The organism is Enterobacter sp. Sphag1F (assembly GCF_014193275.1).
GTDB lineage: Bacteria > Pseudomonadota > Gammaproteobacteria > Enterobacterales > Enterobacteriaceae > Pantoea > Pantoea symbiotica.
Map to the genome: position 1 here is coordinate 996056 of NZ_JACHZD010000002.1, position 18077 is coordinate 1014132.

At 54.4% G+C, this 18077-nt stretch carries 16 protein-coding genes; 5 read left to right on the forward strand and 11 right to left on the reverse strand.

All coding sequences use genetic code 11. From position 1 onward, the window contains the following. Positions 1-156 precede the first annotated feature (156 nt). Positions 157-597 carry a peptidoglycan-binding protein LysM gene (gene lysM, locus FHW71_RS10185; RefSeq protein ID WP_008103980.1) on the forward strand — a complete coding sequence of 147 codons (441 nt, stop codon included), beginning with the start codon at positions 157-159 and terminating at the stop codon, positions 595-597. Positions 598-611: 14 nt separating this feature from the next. Beyond that, complete coding sequence (locus FHW71_RS10190; RefSeq protein ID WP_179451714.1) at positions 612-1175, forward strand: DUF3251 domain-containing protein; 564 nt, start codon at positions 612-614, stop codon at positions 1173-1175. A 111-nt stretch (positions 1176-1286) separates the two neighbouring features. Here the strand turns inward: FHW71_RS10190 and secF are convergent, their stop codons facing one another. Genes secF through queA form a run of 5 tightly spaced genes read right to left on the reverse strand, consistent with a single transcriptional unit; the run spans position 1287 to position 6729 of the window. Further along, complete coding sequence (gene secF / locus FHW71_RS10195; protein ID WP_008103986.1) at positions 1287-2255, reverse strand: protein translocase subunit SecF; 969 nt, start codon at positions 2253-2255, stop codon at positions 1287-1289. A 10-nt stretch (positions 2256-2265) separates the two neighbouring features. Continuing rightward, positions 2266-4113 carry a protein translocase subunit SecD gene (secD, locus tag FHW71_RS10200; protein ID WP_071531647.1) on the reverse strand — a complete coding sequence of 616 codons (1848 nt, stop codon included), beginning with the start codon at positions 4111-4113 and terminating at the stop codon, positions 2266-2268. Between the two features lie 25 nt (positions 4114-4138). After that, positions 4139-4471 (reverse strand): preprotein translocase subunit YajC, encoded by a 333-nt coding sequence (gene yajC / locus FHW71_RS10205; protein ID WP_008103990.1) that lies wholly within the window; start codon positions 4469-4471, stop codon positions 4139-4141. Positions 4472-4495: 24 nt separating this feature from the next. After that, entirely contained in the window at positions 4496-5620 is a 1125-nt protein-coding gene (gene tgt / locus FHW71_RS10210) for a tRNA guanosine(34) transglycosylase Tgt (RefSeq protein ID WP_061717469.1), read from the reverse strand. A 38-nt stretch (positions 5621-5658) separates the two neighbouring features. After that, a complete protein-coding gene (gene queA, locus FHW71_RS10215; protein ID WP_061717470.1) occupies positions 5659-6729 on the reverse strand; it encodes a tRNA preQ1(34) S-adenosylmethionine ribosyltransferase-isomerase QueA in 1071 nt (356 codons plus the stop codon). A gap of 183 nt (positions 6730-6912) precedes the next feature. Here queA and FHW71_RS10220 point away from each other — a divergent pair, with 183 nt between their 5' ends. The 3 genes from FHW71_RS10220 to FHW71_RS10230 all read left to right on the forward strand — a co-directional run bounded on the left by FHW71_RS10220 (position 6913) and on the right by FHW71_RS10230 (position 9838). Beyond that, positions 6913-7494, forward strand: coding sequence for an ACP phosphodiesterase (locus tag FHW71_RS10220; protein WP_179451715.1), 582 nt, complete (start codon positions 6913-6915; stop codon positions 7492-7494). Positions 7495-7586: 92 nt separating this feature from the next. Continuing rightward, entirely contained in the window at positions 7587-8837 is a 1251-nt protein-coding gene (locus FHW71_RS10225) for a mechanosensitive ion channel family protein (protein ID WP_179451716.1), read from the forward strand. Positions 8838-9028: 191 nt separating this feature from the next. Further along, a complete protein-coding gene (locus FHW71_RS10230; RefSeq protein WP_179451717.1) occupies positions 9029-9838 on the forward strand; it encodes an inositol monophosphatase in 810 nt (269 codons plus the stop codon). A 327-nt stretch (positions 9839-10165) separates the two neighbouring features. On the opposite strand, the gene proY is transcribed toward FHW71_RS10230, so the two are convergent. The 6 genes from proY to phoB all read right to left on the reverse strand — a co-directional run bounded on the left by proY (position 10166) and on the right by phoB (position 18053). Further along, positions 10166-11521, reverse strand: coding sequence for a proline-specific permease ProY (proY, locus tag FHW71_RS10235; protein ID WP_154153636.1), 1356 nt, complete (start codon positions 11519-11521; stop codon positions 10166-10168). Positions 11522-11588: 67 nt separating this feature from the next. Further along, positions 11589-12908, reverse strand: a complete 1320-nt coding sequence (gene brnQ, locus FHW71_RS10240) for a branched-chain amino acid transporter carrier protein BrnQ (protein ID WP_008104007.1) — start codon at positions 12906-12908, stop codon at positions 11589-11591. 402 nt (positions 12909-13310) lie between these two features. Continuing rightward, positions 13311-14414 (reverse strand): cobalamin-independent methionine synthase II family protein, encoded by a 1104-nt coding sequence (locus FHW71_RS10245; RefSeq protein WP_179451718.1) that lies wholly within the window; start codon positions 14412-14414, stop codon positions 13311-13313. 165 nt (positions 14415-14579) lie between these two features. Next, positions 14580-15506, reverse strand: coding sequence for a PstS family phosphate ABC transporter substrate-binding protein (locus FHW71_RS10250; protein ID WP_179451719.1), 927 nt, complete (start codon positions 15504-15506; stop codon positions 14580-14582). A 526-nt stretch (positions 15507-16032) separates the two neighbouring features. Next, complete coding sequence (phoR, locus tag FHW71_RS10255; protein ID WP_179451720.1) at positions 16033-17343, reverse strand: phosphate regulon sensor histidine kinase PhoR; 1311 nt, start codon at positions 17341-17343, stop codon at positions 16033-16035. A 20-nt stretch (positions 17344-17363) separates the two neighbouring features. After that, the gene (gene phoB / locus FHW71_RS10260; RefSeq protein ID WP_007887040.1) at positions 17364-18053 is read right to left on the reverse strand and encodes a phosphate response regulator transcription factor PhoB; all 690 of its coding nucleotides are present in this window, start codon (positions 18051-18053) and stop codon (positions 17364-17366) included. Positions 18054-18077 lie beyond the last annotated feature (24 nt).

Consider the following 18077-nt stretch of genomic DNA (forward strand, 5'->3'; position numbering starts at 1 on the left):
CCACAAAATGTATGTGTGTGGCACATAATGTGTGAATCGCGATTTGTGACATTAAGCCAAATGCAAGACATCTCCCTCATGTTCCCTCGTCAAAAAACCACTACGCTTAGAGAGCCGCCAGCAAGGCGGCCAACATCATAAAAATCTGGAGGATGTATGGGTCTGTTTGATTTCGTGAAAGATGCTGGAGAAAAACTGTGGGATGCCGTGAGTGGCGGTGGCGACGATGCCAGCAAGAAATTGCAGGATCACATCAACAAACTCGGTTTGCCCGACAGCGATAAGGTCAAGGTTGATGTGAAAGGCGATACCGTTACCGTAACTGGTGATGGCATTTCTCAGGAGTTGAAAGAGAAGATTCTGGTGGCAGCCGGTAATGTCGCAGGGATCACCAAGGTCGATGACAAGGTCACCACCAGCGATGCTGCTACGCCCGCGAAGTTCTACACCGTGAAAAAAGGCGATACCTTGAGTGCGGTATCGAAAGAGGTCTACGGAAATCCTAATCAATACAACAAGATTTTCGAGGCAAACAAGCCAATGCTGACGCATCCTGATAAGATCTACCCTGGCCAGGTTTTACGAATTCCCGAATAAAGAAAGGACATTGCATGACGATCAGGACGTTTTGGGCTCCGGCAGCACTCTCTTTGCTGGTTCTCAGTGGTTGCAGTTCAACGCCGGTTTCACCGCAGGTCAAAGAGTTGCATCAGGAAGTGAGTCAGCTTAATCAGCAGATGCGCAAGCTGACTAATCAGGCAACGGCGCTGGAGATTCAGGGACAGCTGAACAGCCAATCCACCCAAGGCGCGTGGCTGTTGCCGCAAGCCAATACGCCGGTGGAACTGCAGACGCAGCTGGGTAAATTGCGCTTGTCACTCTCGCAGGTGGCGGGTGAAGCTAGCGGCAGTCGCGCCAATCTGAATATCCGCTCGACCGATGACCAGCCTGTTCCGGCGCTGCGCGCTACCGTGGTTTGGGGCGAAATGGATCCGGCCAGCGGCAAACCGCTTAACGCGGGCAGCCTGAGCCAGACCATCGACGTTCCCGCCGAGTTAATGCCACGCAGTTCGGTTAGCGTGCCGCTGCGACTCAGCGGCTTAACCCCGGATCAACTCGGCTACGTGCGCGTGCACGATGTGGAAGGCACAGCGGTAAATAAAACCGCGCCTTGAATACGCATTAGTAGGGTCGCCATTTATGGTGACCTCTGTGCACGATGTCCTGATCGACAGGCATAAAAAAACGGGCTGCCACTGGCAGCCCGTTTACTTTCTGACTTAGCGTTACGGCAGAATCGAAGGCTGATCTGCGCCCTCTTTTTCCACTTTCTGCACCAGCATATGTTCACGCTTCATGCCCAGTTTCAGCGCCAGCGCTGAAGAGACATAAATCGATGAAATGGTACCGATGGTGACACCGATAAGCATGGTCAGTGAGAAGCCTTTCAGCAACGCACCACCAAACACGAACAGGATCATGATCATCGCCAGCGTAGTGATGGAGGTAATCAAGGTACGGCTCAGCGTTTGGGTCAGCGACACGTTGGTGATGTCGTAAGAAGAACCGCGGCGAATCTTGCGGAAGTTCTCACGAATACGGTCAGAGACCACGATCTTATCGTTAAGCGAGTAACCAATCACCGACATCAGCGAGGCGACAATCGTCAGATCAATTTCAACCCGTGACAGCGCCAGAATTCCGCAGGTGATGATCACATCGTGCGCCAGCGCCAGTACGGTGCCGAGCGCCAAACGCCACTCAAAGCGGAAGCCGATGTAGATTAAAATCGCAATCAACGCCGACAGCAGCGCCATTGCGCCCGCCTGAGCCAAGTCGCTGCCCACGCTTGGGCCAACGAACTCGACACGCTTCACGGTGGCGTTCTGCTGGGTGGTCTGGCTGATTGACGCCAGCACTTTGTTGCCCAATTCGGTACCGGCATTGCCGGTCGCCGGAGGCATACGCACCATCACGTCGCGGCTGCTACCAAAGTTCTGCACCAGCGGCTCTTCAAAGCCCGCCTTCACCAAACCTTCACGCAGCGCGTCGAGATCCGCCGGTTTTTCCAGGTTAATCTCAATCACCGTTCCGCCGGTAAAGTCGAGGCCCCAGTTGAAGCCTTTGACACCAACGATGGCGATTGACGCCACAATCAGCAAACCGGAGATGATGAAAGCCAGCTTATCCCAGCGCATAAAGTCGACGACTTTACGCCCGTGGTTTAGCTGCTCAATACTATATTCCTGTGCCACAACGCACTCCTCAGATAGACAGCTTGTTGATGCGTTTGCCGCCGTACACCAGGTTAACGATGGCACGGGTGCCGACGATAGCGGTAAACATTGAGGTTGCGATACCGATAGCGGTAGTAATCGCAAAACCTTTGATTGAACCGGTACCGACCGCATAAAGAATGATGACTTTAATCAGCGTAGTGACGTTGGCGTCGACGATACTGGAGAAGGCGCCTTTATAGCCTTCATGAATCGCCTGCTGTACCGAGCGTCCGTTACGCAACTCTTCTTTAATACGCTCGTTAATCAACACGTTAGCATCGACAGCAACCGCCAGCGTCAACACGATACCGGCAATACCCGGCATGGTGAGCGTCGCGCCTGGCAGCAGTGACATGATGCCGACAATCAGCACCAGGTTACACAGCAGTGCGCTGGTCGCGATAAGACCAAACTTCTTGTAGAACACCACCATGAACAGGATGGATGCGATCAAACCCCACAGGCAGGCTTCGAGGCCTTGTGTGATGTTCTGCTGACCCATGGTTGGGCCGATAGTGCGCTCTTCTACAATCTGGATTGGCGCAATCAACGCACCCGCGCGCAGCAGCAGCGACAGCTGACGTGCTTCGTTTGGATTGTTGATGCCGGTGATACGGAAGCTGTTACCGAGGCGCGACTGAATGTTCGCCACGTTAATCACTTCTTCCTGTTTCACCAGAATCGAACGGCCGTTGGCATCTTTCTTACCGCTGTCTTTGTACTCCACAAACAGGGTCGCCATCGGCTTACCGATATTGTCCTTGGTGAAGTTCGACATCATGTTGCCGCCCGCGCCATCCAGTGAAATGTTCACCTGCGGCTGGTTGTATTCATCCATGCTCGACGTGGAATCGGTGATGTGGTCACCGGTCAGAATCACACGCTTGTACAGCACCACTGGCTGCCCTTCGCGGGTTTTCTTCACTTCCGAATCGCCTGGCACACGGCCGCTGGCCGCAGCAGTTGGATCAACGCTGGTGTTAACCAGACGGAATTCCAGCGTGGCGGTTGCGCCCAGAATCTCTTTAGCGCGCGCGGTGTCCTGAATACCTGGCAGTTCGACCACGATGCGGTCAGAACCCTGACGCTGCACCAGCGGTTCGGCAACGCCAAGCTGGTTCACACGGTTACGCAGGATAGTGATGTTTTGCTGCACCGCATATTCACGCGCTTCGCTCAGACGCGCATCGCTCATCACCGCACGCAGCGAATCGCTGCCCTGGCTTGAGATCACCAGATCGCGGTGGCGAGTAGACAAGTAGCTGATTGCCGCGTCACGGCTGGCGCCGTCACGGAAACGCACTTCAACGCCATAGTTCGCGATTTTATTAACGGTGGTATACGGAATGCTTTTGTCGCGCAGATCGCTGCGCAGGCTGTCGGCGTTCTGCTCTTGCAGTTTGCCCAGAGCCGTATCCATATCCACTTCCATCAGGAAGTGAACGCCGCCGCGCAGATCAAGACCGAGTTTCATCGGTTCCGCGGCCAGCATGCTCAGCCAGCGAGGGGTTGCCGGCGCGAGGTTGAGTGCCACAATGTAGTCTTCGCCCAGCGCGGTGGTGATAGCATCACGCGCGCGCAGCTGCACATCCTGCGTTGCAAAGCGGGCCAAAATGGCACCATTTTCCAGAGCGAGCGATTTGCTCTCGATATTGTCTTGTTTTAATACGGTCTGGATCTGATCCAACGTTTGCTCACTGGCGGCGCCACCGCGCGCACCAGTGATCTGAACGGCCGGATCCTCACCATAAAGGTTAGGAAGCGCATAGAGCAGGCCGACGAGAATCACGACGACCAGCATGATGTACTTCCACAAAGGATAACGGTTTAACACGGCAGTTCCCTTCGGGAAGAAAAAATTACAGCGCCTTCAAAGTACCTTTCGGCAGAACGGCGGCCACGAAATCACGTTTAACAACTACTTCAGTGGTGTCGTTCAGGGCAATAGAAACATAGCCAGTTTCTGCCACTTTGGTCACACGGCCAACTAAACCACCGCTGGTCAGCACTTCATCACCTTTAGAGATGGAATCCATCAGCTTCTTGTGATCTTTAGTACGCTTCTGCTGCGGACGCAGAATCATGAAGTAGAAGATCAGACCAAATACCACCAGCATGATCACCAGAGAATACGGACTTCCCTGAGACGGTGCGCCTGCTGCGGCTACGGCGTCAGAAATGAAAAAGCTCATTAAATTTCCCTCATTGATGAATTATCAGACGTTCAGCGGAGGAACCGCCTTCCCCGTCCGTTGGTAGAACTCGCTAACAAAGTGCTCTAATTTACCCTCTTCGATAGCCTTACGTAAACCGGCCATCAAACGCTGGTAATAGCGCAGATTGTGAATCGTATTCAGGCGTGCGCCCAGTATTTCGTTACAGCGATCAAGATGATGCAAGTAGGCGCGGCTATAATTGCGACAGGTGTAACAATCACACTCTGCATCAAGCGTTGCGGTGTCATCTTTATACCGGGCATTACGAATTTTCACCACGCCATCCGTAACAAACAGATGACCATTACGCGCATTGCGCGTTGGCATAACGCAGTCAAACATATCGATACCGCGGCGAACGCCTTCCACCAGATCTTCTGGCTTGCCGACGCCCATCAAATAACGCGGTTTGTCTTGCGGAATTTGCGGACAGACGTGCTCCAGGATTCGGTGCATGTCCTCTTTAGGTTCACCCACCGCCAGGCCGCCCACAGCGTACCCATCAAAGCCAATCTCTACCAGACCTTTAACGGAGACATCTCGTAAATCTTCGTAAACACCGCCCTGAATAATGCCGAATAATGCATTTTTATTACCGAGCGAATCGAAGCGGTCACGGCTGCGCTGGGCCCAACGTAATGACATCTCCATCGAACGTTTGGCGTAATCCCAATCCGCCGGATATGGCGTACATTCGTCGAAGATCATGACTACGTCAGAGCCGAGATCGAACTGGATCTCCATCGACTTTTCCGGATCGAGGAAAATCGGGTCGCCGTTAATCGGGTTGCGGAAATGCACGCCCGCTTCGGTGATCTTACGGATATCGCCGAGGCTGAATACCTGGAAGCCGCCGGAATCAGTGAGGATCGGCCCTTGCCAGTTCATGAAATCGTGCAGGTCGCCGTGCAGTTTCATGATCTCCTGACCAGGGCGCAGCCACAGGTGGAAGGTGTTGCCGAGCAGGATCTGCGCGCCGGTCTCTTTCACTTCTTCCGGCGTCATGCCTTTCACCGTGCCGTAGGTTCCCACGGGCATAAATGCCGGGGTTTCAACAACGCCACGATCAAAGACCAGACGGCCACGGCGCGCGCGCCCGTCGGTAGTATCTAATTCAAATTTCACATTAACCTCATTAGATAATCAGAGAAACAGTCTGATTATTAAGCCCCAACGGTTTCGTCAGGTGCCTGTGGATTACGGGTGATGTACATCGCATCCCCGTAGCTAAAGAAACGGTACTGCTCTGCCACCGCGCTGTGATAAGCCGCCATGGTGTGCTGATAACCGGCAAAAGCCGAAACCAGCATAATCAGGGTCGATTCCGGCAGGTGGAAGTTGGTGATCAGCGCATCGATCACCTGATAGTGATAGCCGGGATAGATAAAAATCTGCGTGTCGTCGAAGAACGGGGCAATCAGCGCGTCCTGGCTGGCCTTCGCGGCGCTCTCCAGCGATCGCACTGAGGTGGTGCCCACGGCAACCACTTTATTGCCGCGCGCTTTACACGCCAGCACCGCATCCACCACATCCTGCGGCACTTCCGCGTATTCGGCGTGCATGATGTGATCTTCGATGGTTTCCACACGTACCGGCTGGAAAGTCCCTGCGCCGACGTGCAGCGTGACGAACGCCATCTCAACGCCTTTGGCTTTCAGCGCCTCCAGCAGCGGCTCGTCAAAGTGCAAACCGGCGGTCGGCGCGGCGACGGCGCCTGGACGCACGCCGTACACGGTTTGGTACAGCTCACGGTCAGCATCTTCATCCGGACGATCGATATAAGGTGGCAGCGGCATATGGCCGACGCTGTTGAGAATATCCAGCACTGCACGGTCGTCTTCGAAAGCGATCTCAAACAGCGTGTCATGACGCGCCACCATTGTGGCTTTAACGCTTTCGTCATCGCCCAGCAGCAACTCTGCGCCCGGCTTGGGCGCTTTAGAAGCGCGCACGTGCGCCAACACGCGTTTGTCGTCCAGCATGCGCTCAACCAGCATCTCGATTTTCCCGCCGCTGGCTTTACGGCCAAAGACGCGCGCCGGAATCACGCGGGTGTTATTGAACACCAGCAGATCGCCCGGATTGAGCTTATCCATCACGTCTGTAAATACGCCGTGGCTTAATGCGCCGCTTGGACCATCCAGCGACAGCAAGCGGCAACCGCTTCGCTGCGCCTGCGGATAGTGGGCGATTAAGGATTCTGGCAACTCAAAGGTAAAATCGGCTACGCGCATGCTTCACTTCTTCAGGACTTAAAATCAGGCGGCATAGTCTAGCGGAAAAGCGGCAAATTCTGAACAACTGGCTGAGTTTCTGTGATTCTGCTTATACACGAAATAATTCGAGGTACAGGAAGGCGGTGAACGAGAGCAGCCAACGCACCTGTAACTTGAAGTATGACGTGTATATAATGCGCCATGAACTTTCTCGCTCACCTTCACCTGGCGCAGCTGGCTAACAGCTCTCTGCTGGGCAATCTCATGGCCGATTTCGTGCGCGGCAACGTGCAATCACAATGGCCTGCGCCGGTGGTGGCTGGCATTGCCATGCATCGTCGCCTCGACGTCCTAACCGATAATCTGCCCGAAGTGCGTATTGCGCGTGAGCTGTTTCGCCCGGAAACACGCCGCGTCGCGCCCATCACGCTGGACGTGATTTGGGACCACTTCCTTGCGCTGCACTGGGAGAAAATCCACCCGGCGCAATCGCTGGTAGCGTTTACCGCTGCGGCTGAACAAGACATCGTGCCGCAGCTGGCGGGCACGCCGGAAGGTTTCATTGAGCTGAACGCAGTGATGTGGCGCGAACGCTGGTTTGAGCACTATGCCGAACCGACGCGGCTGGCGCGGGTGCTAAACGGCATGGCGCATCGCCGTCCGCGTCTGGCCGCGCTGCGCGATTCCTATCAGGATTTTGTTGAGCACTATGATCAGCTTGAGCCGCTGTTCTTCCAGTTTTATCCGCGCTTAATGGCCGCCGCGCGTGCGCAGAAATTGTAATATTAGGTAATTCAAGACCTGTCTGTTGGACGGGAAATTTCCCATCCCCTACCCTTCGTGGCCTTAATCTTCGACACACTTAGGGAAATCTCATGCAGCATCTTATTGCAAACCGGCTCGCAGAAGCCGGTCTTAGCTACACGCATATCATGGCGTTAGGGATAGTGATCGCCATTATCTTTGCCATCTCGTTAATCACTCACGCCATTCTGCACCGCGCCATTTTGCCGCTGCTGCGTCGTTCTACCGAGAAAAGCAGCCGTCAGTGGCCGAAGGCGCTGATTAACAGCCGCCTGTTTAGCCGCAGCGTATGGCTGATGCAAGGCGTGCTATTCAAATTACAGACCGAACTCTTCCTGCACGACAGTTCTCAGATCTATCCTGCGCTGCTGATTTTCGCTCAGCTGTGGATGATGATCTTCGCCCTGCTGATGCTGTTCTCGCTGCTGGATCTGCTGCAGCAGCTCAGTACAAACAGCATGCTGGCACAGCAATTACCGCTGCGCGGTATTATCCAGAGTGTGAAATTGATCGCTGCCATTTTAATGGTGATCATGATTATTTCGCTGCTGTTGGGTAAATCGCCTGGCGTATTGATCACCGGTCTCGGTGCCATGACGGCGGTGCTGATGCTGGTATTTAAAGATCCAATTCTCGGTCTGGTGGCCGGTATTCAGTTGGCGGCTAATAATATGCTGAAAATGAATGACTGGCTGGAGATGCCGAAATATGGCGCGGACGGTGCGGTCATCGATATTTCTTTAACCACGGTAAAAGTGCGCAACTGGGATAACACCATTGTGACCATTCCCGCTTACGCCTTAATTTCCGACTCCTTTAAAAACTGGCGCGGCATGTCGGAATCCGGCGGACGTCGCATTAAGCGCAGCATTAATATCGATACCACCAGCATCACTTTCCTTAATGACGCCATGATGCAGCAGTTGAAAAGTGCGCATCTGCTCACGCCCTATCTGAATAGCAAAAGCGAAGAAGTGGCCGCGTGGAATGCGCAGCTCGGCTGTGATTTGGATTCGCCGCTTAATGGTCGTCGTCTGACTAACGTCGGCACCTTCCGCGTCTGGTTGCAAAGTTGGTTAGAGCAACATCCGCGCATTCATAAAGAGATGACGTTAATGGTGCGTCAGTTAGCACCGGGTGAAAACGGTTTACCTGTTGAGGTATACGTATTCACCAACACCACGGTATGGGCGGAGTATGAAAATATTCAAGCGGATATCTTCGACCATATATATGCGGTTCTGCCGACCTTTGGTCTGCGTGTGCACCAATCGCCAACCGGTAATGACATGCGCCAGATCGGCGTGAGAACTCGCCACTAACGCTTCATCCCGCATAACCCGTCAGCGCAAATAAAAATTTCGCTGGCGGGCCTTCTTCCCCTCTTGTCACACGCGAACATCTACGGCTTAATGAAACCTTTCTTAACTTTTGTTAAGTCCGTCACACAGCCAATACGCCATTTTTGGCGTCTGTTGTCGCTTCGCCAGCCTAAAAATCATAAGAGGGAAAGATGTCATCAGCTTCGCTTACCGAACTCGACGCACGTTATCATTTCGCCTGTGATGTTGCCAAAACCGCCGCCAGCCGGGCTTTATCCTGGTATCAGCAACGTCATCAATTAGTGGTTGAGCATAAGAAAGATCTGCAGGATGTGGTCAGCGAAGCCGATCGCAACGTTGAGGAATTGGTCAAGCATCTGATCCACGAACGCTTTCCTGACGATGCGGTGCTGGGCGAAGAGAGCGGCGGCAATAGCACTGGCGCACGCTTTATCTGGGTGATCGATCCAATTGATGGAACCAGCAGCTTCCTTAACGGCTTGCACAACTGGTGCGTTTCGCTGGCGATCGTTTGTGAAAACGAAGCGGTGATCGGCGTGGTCTGCGATCCCAATCATCATGAAACCTTTCACGCCTGTCGCGGTAAAGGCGCCTGGGTAAATGATAAACGCATTCAGGCGCACAGCGCGCAGCAGCTCGATCAGGGATTGCTGGGTTTAAGCAGCTCCAACAGCCAACCGATTGAACCTCTCACCACTTTTATCAGCGCATTACTGGCGCAGGGCGGCATGTTTATCCGTAACGGTTCGGGTGCGTTGATGAGTGCGTGGGCGGCGGCGGGTCGATTAATTGGTTACTACGAAGCGCATATGAATCCGTGGGATGGCTTACCGGGTATTGTGCTGATGCGTGAAGCGGGCGGCATCACCAACGATTATCTGGCTAATCACGGTTTGCAGAACGGCAATCCGGTGCTGCTGGCCAATGCAGTTATTTATCCGCAGCTAAAAGCGCTGTTGCCTACGCATTTGTCATTATAATTTTCACATTGGGTTAAGTTGGTTAATTTATGCGAACTTAACCTTCAAGCAAAATTACTTAAGCGCGCTGTAAGTAATATTCTATTCCGAATTGAGACTTTTCTATTTTTTTTCGAACATCCCGGCAACAATAAAAATACGATATGCTGCTCAAGTCAAACATCCCTTAGTAATACTCATTTTCTCCTTTTTTGTTGTTCTTTTCGGCGCTAGGATGCGCCGAGATATTTTTTTGTGCGTTATATTCTTTGGGGATGGCGTTATTATTTTTATTTTGAAATCGTCATATATAAAAAGGTCGCCATAAATGGCGACCTTACAATAACATTAGCTTTTACGCTTTTTCACTAGCGGCCACGCCAGTAATAACAACGCAATCCAGCCGAAACCTACGTACAGCGACACGCGCGTATCCGGGAAGTAACCAATCAAACCAATAATGAAGGCCAGGAACAGCACGCCGAACCATGCAGTTTTGCTGCCGCCCGGCATAGCAAAATCCAGCTTGCCGGCTTGCTCTTTACCAATCTTGCGGCGGAAGGCGATCTGCGACAGCAGAATCATGATCCACACCCAAACGGTAGCAAAGGTCGCCAGCGAGGCGATGACCAGGAACACTTTCTCCGGCATCAGGTAGTTGAGATACACCGCGATCAACATCGCCAGCATCATCACCAAAACGGTCACCCACGGAATCCCGCGATTCGATACCTTCTGGAATACCTTCGGTGCGTGGCCCTGCTGCGCCATGCCGTGCAGCATACGTCCCACGCCAAACACATCGCTGTTAATCGCCGACAGCGACGCCGTCAGCACCACGAAGTTAAGGATCGATGCCGCCGCCGCAATGCCCAAATGCTGGAAGGTCAGCACGAACGGACTGCCTGAAGTGCCCACCTGATTCCACGGATAAATCGACATGATGACGAACAGCGTACCAACGTAGAACACCAGAATACGCATCGGTACAGAGTTGATGGCGCGTGGAATCGAGGTCTTCGGATCTTCCGCTTCACCGGCGGTAATGCCGATAATCTCAATCCCGCCGTAAGCAAACATCACCATCTGCAGTGACAGCAGCATGCCGACAATACCGTGCGCGAAGAAGCCGCCGTTGGTCCACAGATTGTGAATGCCGGTCGGCTGGCCGCCGTTGCCGATGCCCCAGAAAATCATGCCGAAACCGGCAATGATCATGATGATAATGGTGGCGACTTTGAAGAAGGAGAACCAGAACTCCACTTCGCCAAACACTTTCACGCTCATCAGGTTGATGGCACCGATAATCAGCACCACGCTCAGCACCCAAATCCAGTGCGGCACATCGGGGAACCACACGCCCATGTAGATACCAAAAGCCGTTACGTCGGCAATCGCCACAATCAGGATTTCAAAACAGTAGGTCCAGCCAGTGATGTAACCCGCCAGCGGGCCAAGATAATCCTGCGCATAGCGCGAGAATGAGCTGGCCTGCGGGTTGTTGACCGACATCTCACCCAGCGCACGCATGATGATGTACGCCACCGCACCGCCGATGATGTACGCCAGCAGCACGCTTGGGCCTGCCATTTTGATGGCATCCGCCGAGCCGTAAAACAGCCCGGTGCCAATCGCCGATCCCAGCGCCATAAAGCGAATGTGGCGCGTGCTCAGTCCGCGTTTGAGCTTATTGGTTTCTTGCATAACACTCAGTACCTTGAAAATGAAAAACCACGGGCAAGCCCGTGGTTGGAATTAACAGCAATGTCGCTTACTGATGAACCGCGACCTGCTCACGTCCTTTTGCCCGATCAACTACCGCAGCAATCACCAGCATCGCCAGCGATGGCGGCAACCAGGATAGTCCCTGATCGGCCAGCGGCAGATGCTGACTGAACAGCGGCAACACGTCTTTAAAGCTGGTGGTTTTGATGGCATCAACGATACCGAACAGCAGGCTTACCAGCATGGTCGGCGCGATGATACGCGAACTTTTGTTCCAGAGCTTCAGCGTGAAGCTCAGGACCACCAGCACGATGCATGGCGGATAAATCGCCGTCAGCACCGGAATCGAGATCTGAATCAGATGGCTCAGGCCGAGATTCGACACCACCATTGAGAACAGACCCAGAATAAATACCAGCGTTTTATACGACAGCGGAACGTATTGCGCAAAGAATTCTGCACAGGCGCAGGTCAGGCCAACCGCCGTCACCATGCAGGCGACGAAGATCAGCGCGGCGAGGAAGAAGCTGCCCATGCCGCCAAACGTCTGCTGCACGTAAGCATGCAGAATCTCAGCACCGTTGGCGCTCTGCGCCACTAATGCGCCGCTATCGTTACCGAGCTTGAACAGCGTCAGGTAAATCAGCGTCAAACCGATACCGGCGATGATGCCCGCCAGCATGGTGTAGCGCGTCAGCAGTTTGGCATCTTCAACACCGCGTGAACGCGCTGCATTGACGATAACGATACCGAACACCAGCGCACCCAACGTATCCATGGTCAGATAACCATTGACGAAACCGCTGGAGAAGGCGGCACGCTGATACTCTTCGGTACCCGGCGAAACGCCACCGGCAGGCCAGATCAGCACGGCAACGCCGAGCACAATCAGCGCCAGAATTTTCAGCGGTGCAAGGAAGTGGCCAACGGTATCCAGCAGTTTGCCCGGATACAGAGAGATGCCAATCACCAGCGCGAAGTAAATCAGGCTGTAGATGAACAGCGGCAGCGCGCCATCGCCGGTCAGCGGTGCAATACCAACGGCAAAGGAAACGGTAGCGGTACGCGGCGTGGCAAACAGCGGGCCAACAGCCAGGTAGCAAACGGTCGCCAGCAACAAACCTGCGGCTTTACCAATCGGCGAGCTCAGCGCATCAATGCCGCCGCCCACGCGCGCCAGCGCGATAACGGTGATCACCGGTAAGCCAACAGCGGTAATCAGGAAGCCGAAGGCCGCAATCCAAACGTGTTCGCCAGACTGAATCCCCACCATCGGTGGGAAGATGATATTTCCTGCGCCAACGAACAGGGCAAACGTCATGAAGCCCAGCGCCAGGATATCCTTGGAGGTTAAACGATGTGTCATAAACTTCTGTACTGCCTGTAGCTGATGTTGCGGTGGAAGTTGAGTTCATGTTGTCCTCTGGATGCGCTAAAACAAGGACTTATTCGGCAAGACCAGCGTGTTATGCGGGACTAATCGTTAAAGCGCAGGTGATTTAATCTACTTTTCTTCTGTTCGCAGAGGGATAAATCGACAACGGCGCAAATTAGAACGTTTATAGCGAAGAAAGGCAATACGGGATCGGAAAACCAGAAGGATATAACAAGATAGCGGGAGAAAGCAGTGAATCACGGTGGAATTGTAGGAAAACACCTCAGATGATTTGCTAAAAGTTTCCTCAGCGCGGGAGATCTCTTTGCATAAATCGACCTGCAGATGCACAAAAGGCGCGATTTACGCGCCTGTTTGGCTAACTTTACGGAATTACCAGACTGTTCTTGCTATATCGACCACCAGACGAATCTTCTGCCACTGCTGCTCTTCGCTCAGGCTGTTGCCCTCTTCGGTAGAAGCAAAGCCACACTGCGGGCTGAGGCAGATTTGATCGAGGCTGACGAACTGTGCTGCTTCCTGCAGACGCGCTTTTACCTGCTCCGCATCTTCCAGCTCGCCGGTTTTAGTGGTGATCAAACCCAGCACCACTTGCTGATGGCCAGGCTTGAGGAAGCGCAGCGGCTCAAAGCCACCTGAACGTTCGTTGTCATACTCAAGGTAGAAGGCATCGATATTCACGCCGCCAAACAGCACTTCAGCGACCGGCTCATAGCCACCTTCAGAGATCCAGGTTGAGCGGAAGTTGCCGCGACACACATGCAGCCCGACGGTCAGATCTTCTGGCTTACCTTCCAGCGCGGTGTTCAGCACCTCAGCATAGATGCGCGCCAGTTCCTGCGGATCTTCACCGCGTTCGCGGATTTGCTGCTGCTGTTCGGCAGAGCACAGATAGGCCCATACCGTGTCATCCAGCTGCAGATAACGGCAGCCGGCATCGTAAAAGGCTTTGATGGCATCTTTGTAGGTTTGTGCCAGATCAGCGAAATAGTCTTTCAAATCAGGATAAACCGTAGCATCGATCACCTTACGGCCACCGCGGAAGTGCAGCACGCTTGGGCTGGGAATGGTCATCTTGGCAACCGCATCGCCCGCTACGCTTTGCAGGAAGCGGAAATGATCCAGCATTGGGTGATTGGGATTAAAGGCCACTTTACCGGTGACTTTCACGCCGTGCGCTTTGGTCTGCACGCCATTGAACTGAATGCCCTGCTCCGCTTCGAACAGCTCAACGCCGTGCAGATCGCCGAAGAAGTCAAAGTGCCACCATGCGCGACGGAATTCACCATCGGTAACGATCTGCAGACCGTTGGCGCGCTGCTGCTCCACCACATGACGGATTTCACGATCTTCCACCTGACGCAGTTGATCAGCATTGATGTCACCATTGGCAAACTGCACACGCGCCTGCTTGATGGCAGCGGGACGCAGAAAACTGCCGACGGTATCGGCGCGGAACGGGTTATGACGTGGCATCTTATCTCCTGGCTGACGCTTAGTTGCGTCAGGGTATAATTTCGCTGGGTTATTTCAGCCATCTGGACGGCTATATGTCCAAGAAGAATGCCACGCTGTTACAATTTCGGCAACGGAAGAAAATTCAGCTTACATGAAACTATTTCATGTTCAGATGCACGTTCTTCAATTTCCCTCAATTGCCGCCCGCGCTTGCGCCATCTGGCTATCTGACAACGGCAAATAGCCAGCTTCGCTCACCCGACGCTGGCCTTGTGGCGACAACACCTGATGCAGAAAGGCATTCACCAGCGGCGGCAGTGGTTTGCCGGGCGCTTTGTTGACGTAAATATAAAGCGGGCGCGACCACGGATAGCGGCCGCTGCGAATGGATTCGGTATCCGGCATCACGCTGTCGCCGTTCGTCGTGACCACCGGCAGCATTTTCACGCCGCTGAGATGAAAGCCAAAACTGGCGTAACCGATGCTGTTAGGCGTGGCGGCAACGGCTTGCACTACCGCAGCGGAACCGGGGAATTCAGCGACGTCAGCACGGAAATCGCCTTTACACAGCGCCTGCTGCTTGAAGAAACCCCATGTGCCCGACGCCGAGTTACGTCCATAACGCTGGATGCTGCGCGTTGCCCATTGGCTGTCGCTCAAACCGAGATCGCCCCAGCGCTGCGGCACCTGCTGTCCGCCGCACAGGCGCGTAATGGAGTACAGCGCATCGAGTTGTTGCGGCGCGATGCGCGGCAGCGGATTGTCCTGATTGACCACCACCACCAGCGCATCCATCGCCACCGGTACCGCCAGCGGCGGATAACCGTAGCGCGCAATGAAAAGTTGGCGTTCGTCGATCTGCATCGGGCGGCTCATCGCGCCAAGCTGGGCAGCACCGGCCGCCAACGCGGTCGGCGCGGTAGACGAGCCCGCCGCCTGCACCTGAACGTTCACGCCCGGCGACTGGCGGCTAAAATCCTCGCCCCACAAGGTCATCAGATAACCCAGCGTATCCGATCCGACGCTGCTCAGATTGCCGGTTAGCATGGTTTGTTGGCCGTGTGCCAAAGCAGAGCAAAGCAGCAAGAGGGATAGCAACAGCGATTTCATTGGCGATTCCGCAATTTAATGAGACGCCTATTCTGGAGCGGCGTGATTTATCGCGCAATAAATTGCGTAAAGGTTGTCAGTTAAGCGCGAAGCGGTCGCCATGAATGGCTACCCTACGAAAATCCCGTAGGGTGCGCATTTATGCGCACCTGGTCGCCATGAATGGCCACCCTACGAGACTTGTAGCGATGGCGAGTCAAAATTATGCCTTGATGGTGCAGCGCGGCTGTTGAGGCGACATCCTAACCCGCTGAACGAGTGAGGGATTCCAGGGCGAGCCGCATGGATGCGGCGAGAGGTGGCGCTGAGCAGGAGCGAATCGCCACCGGTCCGTCAGGAATCGTGAATGAGTGAAGGTACCGCGCAGCGGCGGGTTGGGCTGGCGCAAGGCCCGGGAGTGCAGAGGGCGCGGCCAGGCGCTCTCTGCTCGGTCGCCGCACAAGGGTGCTGCAACTACCTCAGCTTAGGGCGAACGAAAGATGCTCTGTGCTTAACTGAGCGGCATCACGCAATGGATGTGCAAACCTTAATTAACCCGCTCTTGCAGAGCGCTAGCCACAATCAACCGTGGCGGCAGCAGGAAGCTGAAACAGGTTTCCTGATGCGGCACGCTGTTGATCTCCAGCCGCGCGTTGTGATGGCCCAGCGCGTGCTTCACGATCGCCAGCCCCAAGCCGCTGCCGCCGGTGGCGCGCGAACGCGCTTTGTCCACACGATAGAAACGCTCGGTAAGGCGCGGCAGATGCTGTTCGCTGATGCCCGGCCCGTCATCACACACCTTAAACTGCGCGCCTTGTTTGGTGCGCAGCCAGCTGATGTCGATGCGCGTGCCATCCGGCGTGTGATTCACCGCGTTGTAGACCAGATTGGAAATGGCGCTACGCAACTGCTCATCATTGCCGAACACTTTCAGGTGCGGATCGGTATGGAAATGGATGGTGTGGCGTCCCTGACTCAGCGTTTCCGCTTCACGCTGCAACAGCAGCAGCATGCCCGGCACATCCACCGTCTCTTTCAGATCGATGGCCGGTGCCGCTTCTATACGAGATAAAGTTAGCAACTGCTTCACCAGGCTGTCCATGCGGCGCGTCTGCTCTTGCATGGTGTGCAACGCCTTGCTGCGCGTACGCTCGTTCATCACCGCATCGTCCATCATTTCCAGATAGCCCTGCAACACCGTTAGCGGCGTACGCAGTTCATGACTGACGTTGGCAAAGAAGTTGCGTCGCGCGCCTTCCAGCTGGTGCATTTGGGTGACATCACGCGCCACCATCAGCCACTGACCTTCGCTGTAAGGCATCACGCGGAATTCCATATGATGCTGATTATTGAGGATCTGCGTCAGCGGCGTATCGAACTTGCGCTGGCGGATATAGCGGGAGAATTCAGGATAACGCAGTAAATTGAGGATGTTCTGGCCATTATCTTCCGGCCAGCGCAAGCCAAGATGCTGTTGCGCCAAACCGTTGCACCAGAAAATGGTGCCCTCTTCGGTGGTCAGTACCACCGCATCCGGCAGCGATTCGGCACCGCTGCGGAAACGTTTGATCAGATTGCCCAGCTCGCGGCGGCGACGCCGGTTGCGCAACTGCATCTGATACAGGCCATAAAACAGCGGTTCCCAGCTGCCGCGTCCGGTGGGCGGCGTCATTGAACGATCGACCCACAGCCAGTGCGACAGACGCATCAGATTTCTGAAGTGCCAGAACATCACGCCGGTCACCGCAATCAGCAGCAGCCACGGCAGATATCCGAACAACAGACCCAACACCAGCGCAGGTAAACAGACCAGCGCCAGCTCGGTCAACAATCTCTTCCAGGAGAGTCGTTCCAGCACGGTAAAAACTCCGTTTACGTTTAGTAGCGGGCAGAGAAACGATACCCTGTTCCGCGAACGGTTTGAACCATGCGATCGTGGCCGGTCAATTCCAGCGCTTTACGTAAACGGCGAATATGCACATCGACGGTGCGATCTTCGACATACACATTGGTGCCCCAAACGTGGTTCAGCAGCTGTTCGCGACTGTACACGCGTTCCGGGTGCGTCATAAAGAAGTGCAGCAGTTTGTACTCGGTCGGCCCCATCTCCAGCGGCGTGGTTTCAGACATCACGCGATGTGAGGAAGGATCAAGGCTCAGGCCCTGCATCTCGATCACCTCTTCCACCGCCATCGGTGAAATACGGCGCATCACCGCTTTAATACGCGCCATCAGCTCTTTGGGTGAGAATGGCTTGGTGATGTAATCATCCGCGCCCACTTCCAGACCGCGCACGCGATCCTCTTCTTCACCGCGCGCCGTCAGCATCATCACCGGGATGTCGCGCGTCATGGCTTCACGCTTCAAGTGCTTAATAAACTGAATTCCGCTGCCGCCGGGCAACATCCAGTCCAGCAGAATCAAATCAGGCCAGGGTTCGATCAGCTTACCAATCGCGCTGTCATAATCTTCCGCCTCAATAGGCTGGTAATCATTCTGTTCCAGCACGAAACATAACATTTCACGGATGGGAGCTTCGTCTTCCACAACCAAAATGCGCTTAGCCATTGTAACTCCTGCTAGTGTGACAAC

Bases quoted from the DNA above. Each gene is read 5' to 3' on its own strand.
- phoB (WP_007887040.1), bottom strand. From the start codon at position 18,053: ATGGCTAAGCGCATTTTGGTTGTGGAAGACGAAGCTCCCATCCGTGAA.
- FHW71_RS10220 (WP_179451715.1), top strand. From the start codon at position 6,913: ATGAACTTTCTCGCTCACCTTCACCTGGCGCAGCTGGCTAACAGCTCT.
- FHW71_RS10245 (WP_179451718.1), bottom strand. From the start codon at position 14,414: ATGCCACGTCATAACCCGTTCCGCGCCGATACCGTCGGCAGTTTTCTG.
- brnQ (WP_008104007.1), bottom strand. From the start codon at position 12,908: ATGACACATCGTTTAACCTCCAAGGATATCCTGGCGCTGGGCTTCATG.
- FHW71_RS10230 (WP_179451717.1), top strand. From the start codon at position 9,029: ATGTCATCAGCTTCGCTTACCGAACTCGACGCACGTTATCATTTCGCC.
- proY (WP_154153636.1), bottom strand. From the start codon at position 11,521: ATGCAAGAAACCAATAAGCTCAAACGCGGACTGAGCACGCGCCACATT.
- FHW71_RS10250 (WP_179451719.1), bottom strand. From the start codon at position 15,506: ATGAAATCGCTGTTGCTATCCCTCTTGCTGCTTTGCTCTGCTTTGGCA.
- FHW71_RS10190 (WP_179451714.1), top strand. From the start codon at position 612: ATGACGATCAGGACGTTTTGGGCTCCGGCAGCACTCTCTTTGCTGGTT.
- lysM (WP_008103980.1), top strand. From the start codon at position 157: ATGGGTCTGTTTGATTTCGTGAAAGATGCTGGAGAAAAACTGTGGGAT.
- queA (WP_061717470.1), bottom strand. From the start codon at position 6,729: ATGCGCGTAGCCGATTTTACCTTTGAGTTGCCAGAATCCTTAATCGCC.
- FHW71_RS10225 (WP_179451716.1), top strand. From the start codon at position 7,587: ATGCAGCATCTTATTGCAAACCGGCTCGCAGAAGCCGGTCTTAGCTAC.
- yajC (WP_008103990.1), bottom strand. From the start codon at position 4,471: ATGAGCTTTTTCATTTCTGACGCCGTAGCCGCAGCAGGCGCACCGTCT.